Raw genomic sequence first — 13,136 nt, forward strand, 5'->3', positions numbered from 1 at the left:
TTACCTCCGTTCGAAATATTCCCACGCTATGCGGTAATCCGATTCCCTGTCTGCCAGGGTGAAGGGTGCGACGTAACGGATCGTACGGTCGATGGGGCCGCCGGGTTGGTTGGTGTCGGTGATAAGGCGCTCGATGACGGTGCCGTCAGGGACTTGGGGGCGCAGGGTGCCGTCGGGCTGGCGCTTGGGCTGGATGTCTTCCCAGCCGAGGCGTCGGGTTTCCCGTTTTTCGTCAGGGTGGATGACGGTGCATTCGGGGTCGCGGCGAGCGGCCTTGCGGGGCAGACCGACGCCGACCAGGCCCTTGCTGGCGGTGAAGACGATGCGACCGTTGGCGTCGTACCAGGTGTCGCGTTCGTACTGGCGCATGACGGGAAACTGCACGCGGTAGATAGTCAGCAGTTCGTCGAGCGTCAGGCCCAGGGCCTGGGCGGCGAGGACGTCGGTTTCCACTAGCACCTGGCGGCGGGCGTAGTCGCTGCGCAGGGCATTGTGGAGCTGCCATTGCGGGGTTAGGTTAGCGAAGAAGTCCAGAGGCAGGCGCGGGTCGGTGCTGGCCCAGCGGTCTTGAGTGAATTCGGGTTGCCAGCAGGACTGCCAGAGGTCGGCGTAGTGGGTGGTGAGGCACGACGACGCAAGAGCCCTCAACCTTATGGCTGAACTATCGACATATGGCAATTGCGTCCATGCTCCATAAAGCATGGCTTTTCCCGTTGCTTTGACAAAAAAATCACCGACAAGGCTGAACGTTATGCTAGCCGCAGCAACCAAGTCCTGCTCATATCTGATGACAGCGCATTGAACAGGGTGAATATTTGCGACCCCTTTAGGGAATATTGCTGATATCAACGTTCTTTCTCCACTATGAGAAAGCATGTTTCGGAAAAAGAGGCGGTAATACGCTGTCACCGGCTTCGCCTCGTCCCCCCCTTCCTCCACCCAACTCACACGCGGCACGCGGCGGGAGTATTCTTCGGGGCTGCATGCCGGGCGGTAGTTGCTGCGCGGCAGGTAGTGGTCGGGTAGGGTTTCGAGGTCTACCACATCGTAGTGGCTGTTCTGGGTGCAGACTGCACGCGGGGTCTTGTTGAGCGGGTTGCCGACGTAGAAGTGCGGGCCGGAGAGAACGAAGTCCTCGGGGCGGCTGACGAAGCCGGTTTCGCGGCAGATGGTGCCGTCTTTCTGTGCGCCGGTTTCGTGCCACATTTCCAGCGTGAAGTAGTTGTCCTTCAGGTCGCCCAGGCGGCGCGGGACGCGGGCGAACTTTTCCAGCACCGAAACCAGCTCTCGACTGTGCACAGCGGGCAGGCGTGCCTGTACGGCAGGCGTGCCGGGAGCGTCGTAGAGCTTGGCGAAGGTAGCGAGCAGGGCCGCGTCCACCTCGATGATGCGGTGGGCGTGGCCTTCGGTGTTCCAGCCTCCTTTGTCACGCTTGATTCCGGGCACGGGACCGGCGCTAGAGTGGGCCAAGCTGGCCTGTACGGTTTGCGGTGCGTACAGATTGGCGAGTTGGCGGAAATGTACGGCGTCCTGTCTTGTGCCATAGATGTTGATGCTGAATTTCATGTGGTGATCCACTTCAGCAAACAACGACAGCTCGTTTTGGAATTGGTAATGCGCCCGCAAACGCGGATACAGCGCCGCCCGTAACTCCCCACCCTTCGGATCGTCATAAGGCCCTTCCGGATGCAGCAGCGCCTGCACACCACTGCCCACGCGCCACACCAGCGGCAGAAAGCACTTGTACAGATTGCTCTGCTGGCCCTTGAGCAACGGATAGTTCTGCACCGCGTTGAGAAACTTGCCCAAACCCTCGGTAGCCACGCATTCGGCCAGGTAGTCGGCCCGCGCCTGTGCGGTGGCGGCAAACACCGCCTCACGCTGGTCGGCGGTCTGCTTGGCGCTGAGCTTGCGGATGGCAAAGCGCGGATCGAAGTCCGACAGCAGGCTTTGCTCGTTCCATTCCACCTTGATCCAGGGCGGGTTGCCCAGTACCACGTCGAAACCGCCGCGCTGCCGGAAGATGTCGGCGAATTCCAGTTCCCAGTGCAAAAAACGCTGCTGCTTGGCCACCTGTTGGGCCACCTTCAGTTGCGGCAAGGTATCGACTAAGGCTTCGATGTCCACGTGACCGTAGCGGTCGCGTTCGGGGGTGAAGTCCAGCGTGGATTGCGGGACGGTTTCCGGGAACAGGTCGCTGCCACCTGGGTTGGCGGCGAGGCTGGCATTACCAAGCAGCACGGTTTCCAACACGAACCACCATTCCTCGCGGCTGGGCAGGTCGTCAGCCTCGTCCAGCGGCCAGAACCAGAGTGCGCACCAGTAGTCCATCACCAGTTTCAGGCGCCGGTAGGGGCTGGCGTTCTTCTGCGCCTCGCTGAGCATTTCGCGCTGGAAGGTGGCGTCCTTCTGCGCGGTGGTGGTGGGTGTACGGTTGGCGTCGGTACTGGGCCAGACGTGCAGTTCGTCGCTGGTGGCACGGCGCACGCGGGCCAGTTCCTGGGAGTGCTGTTGCCAGAGCGCTTCGGCGGCCTGGGTGATGGCCTGCAAGCGGGTGATTTCGTTGCGTTCCAGCGGAGCCGTGAAGGTTTTGCGCCATTGCTTGAAGCGTTCGAAGGCGGAGGGTTCCAGTGCCTTGACCACCTTGTCGGTGACTGCACCCATACCATCGGCGGGCAGCAGGAAGTGGAAGATATCGGTGGCGGAGGGTGTTTCCGAGAGTGCGAGGGCGCGTGGCGCAGCGCAGCGCCAGTCGCGCTCGGGCATGTCCTTCTCACCCCGGCCAGGCGAAAGCTGCGCGGTGCTGAAGACGTCTCGCCGTGCGCCGACCAGGGAATTGCCGGCCACCAGTTGCATGCCGAACCAGGGCACATGGCCGCCCTTGAAGATGGCGTTGAGCCAGAGCGAGACTTCGGCCAGTTCCACCGCCACGGGGTTGAGATCGACGCCGAACACGTTGGTGTCGGCGATATACATCTTCACGCGCTGTTTTTCCGCCGCGTAGTCATCGTGGGGAATGCTCTGGCCCAGCTCCTTCTGCTTGGCCTGCAAATAGACTTCGGCAAGCTGGCTGACGGCTTCGTTCAGAAAGGCCGCGCTGCCCATGGCGGGTTCGCAGAGGGTCAGGCGCAGGATGTCGTCGGCGGACTTGCCGGGCAGGATTTCGCGCAGGGCGTGTTCCACCAGGCAACGGGTGAGGATTTCCGGGGTGTAGTAGCTGGCGGATTTTTCGCGGGCGCGGCCAGCCAGGCGGTAGATGAAGCGGCCCTTGGGATACAGACGGGGTTCGCCGCCGAACAGGCGTTCGGCATCGGTGTACTGGCCGATGGCACTGGCGGGTACGAAATAGGCGGCTTCCAGCGGGTCGAGTTCGGCGTCCTTGTGTTTTTCGCGGGCGCTGGCGGGCGGGGTGTCGTCGTCATCCGTGGCGTCGCTGTCATCGGGGAGCTCGGCTTCGTCGTCTTCGGTGCTGCTGGCTTTTTTGGCCTTGGGGTCGCGGCGCACTTCGTACAGGTCTTCTTCGGCGAAGAAGCCGCGGAAGGAGAGCAGCGCCTCGTACACGGCACCGAGCTGGTTGATGCCCAGGGTGGCGTAGCTGATGCGGCCACGGCGGCTGTTTTTGGAAAAACCGTTGCCGCTGCTGCCACGCGAGAGCGACATCAGCTCGATGACGCGTTGCAAGACGTGGTTGCGTAGCTTGACGCTGTTCAGCAGCCGGGTGCGTTCCGGGTCGAACAGGTGGCCTTGCAGCGGAGCGATGGTGAAGCCACTGTCCTGCACGAGGTCGGCAGCAGATGGGGGGGCGAGCACATCCTGTTGTGGGTCGGTGGCATCACGACGCGGGAAGCCCTGCCAGATCAGGCCGAACAGTTGTTGCAGGCTGTCGTGGAAGTAGAAACCGTTGCGGGCTTCGTCGGTGGTGAGCGGGGTCTGTTCCAGCTCGCGCAGGTGCTCGACGCTGTAGCCCTTCAGATAGGCTTCGGCCTGGATCGGGGCATAGCCCAGTTCGGGGCGGGCCTCGATGTAGAACAGGAACAGCAGCCGGTACATGTAGCGCAGGCTTTCGCGGCTGAGCTGGTCGGCCAGGTCGGTGTCGGTGCGCTCAAAGAGCTTTTCCTTGCTGACTTCGCGCTTGTAGCGGATGGCCTCGTTGGCGATCAGTTCGATGCACTCGCGCAGGGCGTACTTGAGGTCGGTGGAGACCTCGAAGGCGTGCTTGTGGGAGCTGTCGTCCAGGCTGTCGAGCAGGGCTGCGCCGCCTTCGGCAGGCAGCACGGATTGTTTGCCCAGCAGGGCGGCGAAGGCGCGCAGGCTGTGGTCGTCGCGCGGGCCGAACAGTTCCGGCAAGTCGAAGCGCAACAGGGCCTTGCGACCCCATTTGGCGCGCTCGATCAGCAACCATTGTTCGTGGTGAACCAGCAGTACCCAGCGGGGCGGGCTGTCGTCGGCGAACAGGCGGCGAGACAGGGTTTCTTCCCAGTCCGCGTGGTGACGGCCGGCCTTGGCGCCTTTGCCGTCACGCGGGGGCAGTTGCAGCGGCGCGGTGTCTTCGTCGCCCGGCAGGGCCAGCGCAGCGGCGATGGCCAGCAGCGGGTGGCCCTTGCTATCGCGGTACAGCGCCAGTAAGGGCAGTTCACCTTCGCGGCCGGAGTCGGCCAGGGCTAGGGTGTGCGGCTGCAATTCGTAGCCGAGCGCGGCCAGCAGCGGCTGGGCCAATTCATGCAGCAGCCGGGCGCGGGCTTCGGGGCGTTTTTCGGCCAGAAAACGCTCGCGGTCGCGGAAATAGCCGTTGGCACCGCTGGCGCTTCGGAGGCGGGCGACGGGGCTGCCCGCGCCCTGCTCCTTCCACTGATCGAACAGCGGCTTGAGATCCTTGACCAGGATGTCGTCCAGGTAGTGCTGGCTGTAGAACTCGTTAGCGTTGCTCAAGCCGTTGATGGTGAAACTCATTGGGCCGCTCCTTGCGCCACGTCCTGTCGTGCTGCGTCCTGTTGGGAAACCAGGGCGGCAACAACGGTGAACTGGGCGCGGTCGTCCAGTTGCAGGGTGTCGCGCACCCATTGCTGGTATTGGCCGAACAGATCGGCGGTGGCGTTTTCACGCTGCTGGCGCTGGGCGGCGCGGACCTGTTCGATGCCGCCCTGGGCCAGTTCCAGTTCCATCTGTTCCAAGTGCTTGCCTTGCAAGACGGCGAGTTTGTCCAGCTCTCGTTCCAGGCGCTGGTGGCAGTCGGTATCGAATGCCCGCTTGATGGGGCGCAGATGCGCTTCGGCGGCGCGAATGGCGGCAGGCAGGGCTTGCTGCCATAGGCGGCTGTCGGGGGCACGGCCATCGTTGGCCGGAGCCGGATTCTGGCTGCCGTCCAACCCTGTGCGGTGCAGAGTATCGGGCAGGCTCAGCACGCCCTGCACCTGGCCTTGCGCATCAAGTTGCACGCCCAGCCATTCGGCCAGCATGGCCTGGCCGCGCCGGTTGGGCACCTGGGCCAGCACCAGGATGATGGCTTCGCCCGCTTGCAGGCCTTGCGGCACGCGCAGCAGCGGAGCGCGCTGGCGGCCGAAGGCGGCCATCAGCTTGTAGTCCAGCCACTGGGCGATGGGGTGCAGCGGCCAAAGGTAGTGCAGTTGCGGCCAGTCGCTGCCGTCACGGGATTGGGCGATGGCTGCCTCGACCGTGCGCGTGTCCGCGCAGAGCGCAAAAGTATTGTCGGTAGGCCACATTTCCGGGGCGAGGTCGCGCTCCAGAATTTGCGTCAGGTCGCGCCCGGGCTGGAAGCTGAGGGTACGGGTGGCGTCGTCGGCTTGCACGGCAGGTTGCTGCTCGGGTTGGTGCTGGCGCAGCCAGCGCAGGCCGTCGCGGGCGTAGTGGTAATGGCTGGCGAACAGGCTGGGCAGTATGGCGGTGGGGGATGGCGCGGTGGAGGGCGCAGGTTCGCCTACAGGTGGCGTCACGCTGCTGGCGGCGTCGCCCCAGAGCAGTTCGAAGGGATCGACATCGCCGCCTGCCAGTTGTTGGGCGAAAGTTTCGGCGGTGGTGTTGCCTTCGATGGCCTTGGCCACTTCTAAAGTTTCGGCGTCTTCGTCGTACAGACCCATGAAGGCGGAAGGGTCGCCAATGTTCTTCGCGGCCTGTTCGTCCTTTTCGATGAGGATTTCCAGGTAGCGCAGGTCACCACGAACCCGCTCGTTGCGCGGCTGGGTGTAGAGATAGCCGATCTTGGGCGCTTGCGTCTGGCCATAGCGGTCCACACGGCCGTTGCGCTGCTGGAACACCATCAGCGACCAGGGGATGTCGAAGTGAATCAGCCGGTGCGACTGGTAGTGCAGGTTCAGGCCTTCGGAAGCCACATCGGAAGCAATGAGCAGGCGCAGCGGCGAATGGCTGCGGCCGAAATCCTCAACCGTCTGCTGGATGTCCTGATCGGGCAACTGGCCGTGCAGGATGGCAACAGCGTCTGCCTTCAGGCCCAGCGCGGCAGGCAGGTGTTGTTGCAGGAATTTCAGGGTTTCGATGCGCTCGGTGAAGAGCACTAGGCGGTCATCGGCGGCACGGCCATCCCAGCGCCAGTGTGGGTCGTCCTTGAGTTCGGCAATGAGATATTGCAGCTTGCTGAACTGCGCGGGTTCGATCTGCCGCACAAGGGTCTGTAAATCACGCAGCGGAGCCAGGTCGGGATGCGCTGCATCGCAGGCTTCCAGGCGGCGGATGCGCTCCTTGAGCGTTTGCAGGCAGGCGGCGGGCGAGGAGAACAGTGCCTTTTCCAGCACGGTGCGAAACAGCATGGCGCCATCGCGCGCGCCGCTGCCATCGCTGGCGAGCCTGAGTTCAGTCAGGGTATCGAAGGCGAGGTTCTCGGCGGCGCTGGCCTGGGCGGCCAGCTTGAAGACCTGGCGCTCGGGGAAATCCTGCTTCATCTGCTCGCGCACGTCGCTCTTGAAGCGGCGGATGAACAGGTGTTCCACGTCGCTGCGGGTGTAGTCGGCCCTGGGTGGCAGCACCGTGGGGTCGAGCATACGCATCAGGCTGGCGAAGCTTTCCTTCTTGCCGTTGTGCGGTGTGGCGGTGAGCAGGATGAGCGCGTCGGAGCGTTGGGCCAGCAGGTCGGCCAGACGGTTGCTCTGGGTGCGATTGCCCTTGTAGGAGACGTTGTGGGCCTCGTCGATGATGATGAGATCCCACCACGCGCTTTCCAGGTAGTGGCGGTATTCGCTGTCGCGTTTGAGCGTATCGACCGAGATGATGGTGCGGTCGTAGTAGCTGAAAGGGTTATGGTTAGCCGGTATCTGGCGGCGGATGCGCTGGATGCCCGCCGAATCCAGGCGCGTCAGGGCGATGGTGAAGCGGTTCCAGAATTCCTGCTGGAACTGGCGCATCATGCTTTTGGTGGTGACCACGAGGATGCGCCGGGCACGGCCGCGGCGGATCAGTTCTGCGCTGAGGATGCCTGCTTCAAGGGTCTTGCCCAGGCCGACGGTATCGGCAATGAGCAGGCGTGGTCGCAGTTGCTGTAGCACATGGTGGGCCGGGTCGAGCTGGAAGGGCAAGGTGTCCATCACGGCCTGTTGCCCCAGCACCAAGGCATCGCCCTGCACGGCAGATTGGCGCAGGCGGGCTTCGATGGCCAGCCGTGAGGCCATGAATCCGGGAGAGTCGTCAAACACCAGCTCGGTCTGTGCCGGGTCGATTAGGGTGACGTCATCAAGCGCCGTCAGGAACAGGACGTGGCGATTGCGCACGGTTTCCGACACACCGATGCAGGACAGTTGCCAACCACCCTGGGCGCATTGATCGGCATGCTGGACGAGCCATTCTTCGTCGCGGATCAGGGCTCGGGAACCGGGGGCGGGAGGCTGGGAAAGGGACATGAAGTTTCTACGCTACGCTCGGGTGAATGGACGGGACACAGGGAAGCAAGCCAACGAACACCCCATCACGCCGACGACTCCGACGGCCGTCCATCCTGCGCAGGTACCTGTAATCCGTGCTTGCGTGCGTATTCGAGCACCAGCACCTCCACCATCGAGGCCACGGAGCGGTGTTCACGTTCCGCTGCGGCACGCAACAGTTGTTTGACGTTTGGCGACGTTCGAATGGAGAGTGTTTCAACCTTCAAGCGCGTCATTGCAGGGCCTTTGGACAAGTCATATTTACATTGCAAATGTACTGCACTTTGCATGGCACGGGAAGTGCCATGTGTTAAACACATGCGACTCGACGGTTGGGTAACGTCTATTACGAAAGGGGGCAAGGGTAGTTAGCCGAAAGGGAATGGCAATCAAGGGGCAACGGCCCTACCCAAAAAGGGAAAAGGCCACCAGCGTCCCGGACGGACTCACACCACCAAATTGGCAGACGGTGCCAGTCCGTCGATGTAGTTCGACCACGCCTGCAACATCTCCCGCCGCTGCTCGGCGTACTCCGCCCGGTTGTAGACCCCGCGCACTCCACCGATGGTGTGATTTAGCGCTTTTTCCACCACATCCGAAGGCCAGCCCTGCTCATGCAACAGGGTCGAAGCAGTGCGCCGAAGGTCATGGATGGTGAAGGCCGGGATCTCCTGCCCCTGCAAGGACACCTTCAGCGCCTGGTTCAGCGCATTGTTGGCGAAGGGCTTGGCCAGGGTGCCGCGTCCCGGCAACACCCAGTCGCTGCTGCTGGCCAGCGGCTTGAGTTCCTTGAACAAGGTCTGTGCCTGGGTGGACAGGTAGACGATGTGCGGCTTGCCGGTCTTGGAGTTCTCGACCGGGATGTGCCATTCGCCTTCGTTCAGATGCACGTCTTTCCATTGCGCCAGCATCAACTCGGACTTGCGCACCAGGGTCATCAGGATCAACTGGAAGGCGATCTTGAACTGGCGGCGGATGTTGGAGGCCTGCATGGCGCGCAGGAACTGCCGGATTTCGTTCGGCGTCAGCGCCCGGTCGCGGGCTGCTGCGCGGTAGACGTGCCGCATCGGCAGGGCCATGACCGGGTTGGCCTGGATCAGGCCGCAGGTCAGCGCGTAGTCGAACATGCGTTTGAGCAGCCCGCGCACCTGGCCGGTGGCGGCGTCGAAACCTTGCGCCTTCTTGCGCCAGATGACGCTGCGCACATCCTCGGCAGTGATGTCCCGGATCGGCTTGCTGCCGATGTGCGGCAGGATGTCCTTTTCCAGGTAGCGCCGGGGCATGGTCACGTCCTTGCGGTCGCGCGACTGGATGTCCTTGAAGAAGCGTTCGGCGAAGTCGGCCACGGTGGCGTCTTCTGCACCAGCCACCTTGGCTTGCTGTTTCTTCTTTGCTGGCGATTCGCCCATTGCTACTTGCTGTGCCGCTTCATCCCGTTTCAGGCGAGCGTTCTTCAGCGTCAGCGCGGGGTATTTGCCCAGCGTGAGCTTCTCGTACTTGCCGTTCAGCCGGTAACGGTAGCGCCAGACGATGCCCCCGGTCGGGAACACTTCCACATAAAGCCCCCGGTCGTCGGTGACCGTGTAGGTCTTGTCCCTGGGCTTGAGTGCCTTGAGTGCGGTATCGGTCAGTGCCATCTCATCCTCCGTATGTCCAAGTAGGAGGAAAAAAGAAATAATTCGGCTACTTGGAGCCAAACTTGGACATAAAAGTAAGTGGCTTTGACTGTATCACCAAATCATTCAGCAGACAAAAATCCCTTTATTTACGAGGCTTTCAGCCGTTTCTGCAGACATCAGTGGACGTCCCTGGACACCAAATCACTTCCCGATGCAAAACCGCGAGAAAATCTCCCCCAGCAGATCATCGCTGGTGAACTCTCCGGTGATCGAAGTCAGCGCCGTATGCGCCAGGCGCAGTTCCTCGGCGAACAGATCCAGCACCTGATCGCTCTGCGAGGCATGGCCCATCGCAAGATCCAGATGTTCCTGAGCCTCTCTCAGAGCCTGCACGTGGCGCTCGCGCGCCAGCCAGGGGGATTCCGATCCGGGGATCCAGCCGGCGATGGCGAGCAGCCGCTGGCGCAGTGTATCCAGCCCGGTGCCGGCCTTGGCGGAAATCCACAGGCGCAATGGCGGCTGCGCATTCGACTTGCCGCCAACTGATCCGTCGGGCCCTGGTGAAACAACGGGATCGCTCTTTCCTGCCCCTTCCAGCAGATCGCACTTGTTGAACAGCGTAATCACAGGCGTGCCCCTGGGCAGCCGGCTGGTGATCTCGCTGTCCAGCGTGTCTTCCGGCCTGCGGGCGTCCTGCAAGTGCAGGATCACGTCGGCCCTGGCGATTTCCGCCCAGGTGCGTTCGATGCCGATGCGCTCCACGGTATCTTCAGTTTCGCGCAGCCCCGCGGTGTCGACGATGTGCAGTGGCACGCCGTCGATATGGATCTGCTGGATGACGCGGTCGCGGGTCGTGCCGGCGATGGGCGTGACGATGGCCACGTCGTCGCCGGCCAGCGCGTTGAGCAGGCTGGACTTGCCCACATTGGGCTGGCCCGCCAGCACGACGTGCAGGCCCTCGCGCAGGATCATGCCCTGCCCCGCCTGGCGCACCAGTTCGTCCAGCTGCGAGGACAGGCCGTCCAGCATGGGGCCGACCTGGTATTTCTCCAGGAACTCGATTTCCTCTTCGGGGAAGTCCAGCGTGGCTTCCACCAGCATGCGCAGGTGCACGATGCCGTCGGCCAGCGCATTCACCTTGCGCGAGAATTCGCCGCTGAGCGAGGTCATGGCGCTGCGCGCCGCGGCTTCGGACGTGGCGTCGATCAGGTCGGCCACGGCCTCGGCCTGCGCCAGGTCCAGGCGATCATTCAGGAAGGCGCGGCGCGTGAACTCTCCGGGCTCGGCATGGCGCAGCCCGAAGTCCTTGCCGACGGCAAGGCAGCGCTTGAGCAGGCGCTGCAGTACCGCGGGTCCGCCATGGCCCTGCAGCTCCAGCACGTCTTCGCCGGTGTAGGAATGCGGGGCGCGGAAGTACAGCGCGATGCCTTCGTCGATCGGCGCGCCGTCGGCGTCGGGAAACGGCGTGTAGTGCGCATGGCGCGGCGTCGGCGTAATGGGCAGCAGGGCTTGCGCCAGGGGCAGCAGGTCGGGCCCGGAAATGCGCACGATGCCGATACCGCCCCGGCCGGGGGCGGTGGCGATGGCGACGATGGCGTCGGAGGTGAAGGCGGACATGGCGGTGTCGGCTCAGCCCCGGCCAATGTAGGGCATATTGGTGGCCATGACCGTCATGAACTGCACATTGGCGTCCAGCGGCAGGCTGTCCATGTACAGGATGGCGTTGGCGACGGCCTCGATGGACATGGTGGGCTCGACCCGGATGCTGCCGTCTGCCTGCAGGATGCCGCCCTTCATGGCTTGCGCCATGTCTGTCGCCGCGTTGCCGATGTCGATCTGGCCGCAGGCGATGTTGTATTTCCTGCCGTCCAGCGAGGCGGATTTGGTCAGGCCGGTGATGGCGTGCTTGGTGGAGGTATAGCCGGCGGAGTTCGGTCTGGGGCTGTGCGCCGAAATGGAGCCGTTATTGATGATGCGCCCGCCCTGCGGTTTCTGGTCTTTCATGATCAGGAAGGCGGCGCGCGTGCACAGGAAGGCGCCCGTCAGGTTGACGTCGACCGAGGCGCGCCAGTGGTCGAGGTCGATCTCTTCCAGCGACTTCTTGGCGGTGAAGACGCCCGCGTTGTTGAACAACAGGTCCAGGCGGCCATAGGTGTCGCGCACGGCCTGGAACAGCCTGTCGACGGATTCGGGCTGGCTGACGTCTGTGGGGACGGCGAGCCAGGAATCCGGCGAGACATCGCAGGCTTGCGCGGTTTCGCGCAGCTGCTCCTCGCGGCGGCCGGCCAGCACGACGTTGTAGCCATGAGCCAGAAGCGCCCGGGAAACGGACCTGCCGATGCCGGAGCCCGCACCTGTGACCAACGCGGTTTTTTTGAAGGATGTCGTCATGGTAGTCAGTATGGAAGAGAGGTTGTGTGGGGCTGTCCGGCCATGGATGTCGGAACAGGAAGTGCCTGGGATGGCACACATCGGCAAGAATTGTCTCCAATCCGGGCGAGCCGGCTGGTACTGTAGGCGATGGCCGGGTTCGCGGTCAATATTTGCCCGCGAGGGCTGCGCGGGAGGGAGAGGGTATCAGGCGGCGCTGGAGACGACGTTTTCGCTCTTCGCCAGGCGGATAAGGTTGCGACCGTCGAGCTTGGCCGCGTACAGCGCCCTGTCCGCCGCTTTGTACAGGTCCGACAGCGTCTGCTGCGCCTGCCAGTTTGCGATGCCGGCGGAGAATGTGTAGTAGATCTCGGCTTCCTGGTTCTGGAAGGGATTCTGCTGCAGATAGTCGCGCATCCGCAGCAGAATTTTCCTGGCCTGGTCTTCCGTCGTATCACGCATGACCAGCAGAAACTCTTCTCCTCCGACACGCCCGAGCCAGTCGGAATCGCGGACGGTTGCCCGCATGGTGTCGCAGAAGTGCTGCAGGACGGCATCGCCGATGGTATGGCCGAAATTGTCGTTGATGGATTTGAAATGGTCGATATCCATCAGGGCGATCAGGAGGGGCTGGTTCGCGGCTGTCGGATTGACGATCAGTGCATCGAGGCGGGCCATGATGGCGCCGCGGTTCAGCAAGCGGGTGAGATGGTCGGTTTCGGATGCAATGATGGCGGTGTCGCGCGCACGGCGAAGCGTTTGTTCTTCCGTCTTGATGGGAGTGATGTCGGTGGCCGAAAGCACCAGCCAGCCGTCGTCTTGCACGAATTCCGAGATCAGCATCCAGCGGCCATCGATGAAATCGGCTTCAAACAGTCGCCGGTTCGTCTTGCGGCGGAGGGAGTGTATATCCGCGAGCCAGGCGTCGATGTCATCCGTATTGAAGCGTGGTCCGACTCCCGTATGGAAGCAGTGCCGGACCATGCTGTCGAAGGTCTGCCGGCCCGGTTGTATGCCGTACAGTCGGCAAAACTCCCCGGACGCGAAATACAGCGTGTCTTCCGGGGAGAAAATCGCCAGGGCCATGTCGCTGGACAAGATCCGCTGGCCCAATTGCTGCAGCAATTCCGGCGTTGGCGCGGTACTGCTGCCTGTATTGGTCGGACTGTGCAACGGGTCGGTCATGGAGTGTTCCGGCCTGAAAACAGATCACCTGGGACACAGGTGCGCAAACGCCACGCGCACCTGCGGTCTTTTGGAA

At 63.0% G+C, this 13,136-nt stretch carries 7 protein-coding genes; all 7 read right to left on the reverse strand.

Annotated features, from left to right (window positions below; translation table 11 throughout):
- The 7 genes from EV686_RS00320 to EV686_RS00350 all read right to left on the reverse strand — a co-directional run bounded on the left by EV686_RS00320 (position 1) and on the right by EV686_RS00350 (position 13,060).
- Positions 1–4,950, reverse strand: a complete 4,950-nt coding sequence (locus tag EV686_RS00320) for an Eco57I restriction-modification methylase domain-containing protein (RefSeq protein WP_132472315.1) — start codon at positions 4,948–4,950, stop codon at positions 1–3.
- On the reverse strand, positions 4,947–7,865 hold the full coding sequence (locus EV686_RS00325; protein ID WP_132472317.1) for a DEAD/DEAH box helicase: 2,919 nt from the start codon (positions 7,863–7,865) through the stop codon (positions 4,947–4,949). The genes EV686_RS00320 and EV686_RS00325 overlap by 4 nt, the downstream gene beginning before the upstream one ends.
- 65 nt (positions 7,866–7,930) lie before the next feature.
- Positions 7,931–8,122 (reverse strand): type II toxin -antitoxin system TacA 1-like antitoxin, encoded by a 192-nt coding sequence (locus tag EV686_RS00330; RefSeq protein WP_132472319.1) that lies wholly within the window; start codon positions 8,120–8,122, stop codon positions 7,931–7,933.
- A 210-nt stretch (positions 8,123–8,332) separates the two neighbouring features.
- Entirely contained in the window at positions 8,333–9,523 is a 1,191-nt protein-coding gene (locus EV686_RS00335; protein ID WP_132472321.1) for a tyrosine-type recombinase/integrase, read from the reverse strand.
- 183 nt (positions 9,524–9,706) lie between these two features.
- Positions 9,707–11,122, reverse strand: a complete 1,416-nt coding sequence (gene mnmE / locus EV686_RS00340; RefSeq protein WP_132472323.1) for a tRNA uridine-5-carboxymethylaminomethyl(34) synthesis GTPase MnmE — start codon at positions 11,120–11,122, stop codon at positions 9,707–9,709.
- A gap of 12 nt (positions 11,123–11,134) precedes the next feature.
- Positions 11,135–11,896 (reverse strand): SDR family oxidoreductase, encoded by a 762-nt coding sequence (locus EV686_RS00345; protein WP_132472325.1) that lies wholly within the window; start codon positions 11,894–11,896, stop codon positions 11,135–11,137.
- Between the two features lie 186 nt (positions 11,897–12,082).
- Entirely contained in the window at positions 12,083–13,060 is a 978-nt protein-coding gene (locus tag EV686_RS00350; RefSeq protein ID WP_132472327.1) for a GGDEF domain-containing protein, read from the reverse strand.
- Positions 13,061–13,136: the final 76 nt, after the last annotated feature.

The sequence above is a fragment of the Paracandidimonas soli genome (genome assembly GCF_004342005.1).
Lineage (GTDB): Bacteria > Pseudomonadota > Gammaproteobacteria > Burkholderiales > Burkholderiaceae_B > Paracandidimonas > Paracandidimonas soli.

What these genes read in the sequence shown, in the direction of transcription:
- EV686_RS00320 (WP_132472315.1), bottom strand. Translation starts at nt 4,950, where the DNA reads ATGAGTTTCACCATCAACGGCTTGAGCAACGCTAACGAGTTCTACAGC.
- EV686_RS00325 (WP_132472317.1), bottom strand. Translation starts at nt 7,865, where the DNA reads ATGTCCCTTTCCCAGCCTCCCGCCCCCGGTTCCCGAGCCCTGATCCGC.
- EV686_RS00330 (WP_132472319.1), bottom strand. Translation starts at nt 8,122, where the DNA reads ATGACGCGCTTGAAGGTTGAAACACTCTCCATTCGAACGTCGCCAAAC.
- EV686_RS00335 (WP_132472321.1), bottom strand. Translation starts at nt 9,523, where the DNA reads ATGGCACTGACCGATACCGCACTCAAGGCACTCAAGCCCAGGGACAAG.
- mnmE (WP_132472323.1), bottom strand. Translation starts at nt 11,122, where the DNA reads ATGTCCGCCTTCACCTCCGACGCCATCGTCGCCATCGCCACCGCCCCC.
- EV686_RS00345 (WP_132472325.1), bottom strand. Translation starts at nt 11,896, where the DNA reads ATGACGACATCCTTCAAAAAAACCGCGTTGGTCACAGGTGCGGGCTCC.
- EV686_RS00350 (WP_132472327.1), bottom strand. Translation starts at nt 13,060, where the DNA reads ATGACCGACCCGTTGCACAGTCCGACCAATACAGGCAGCAGTACCGCG.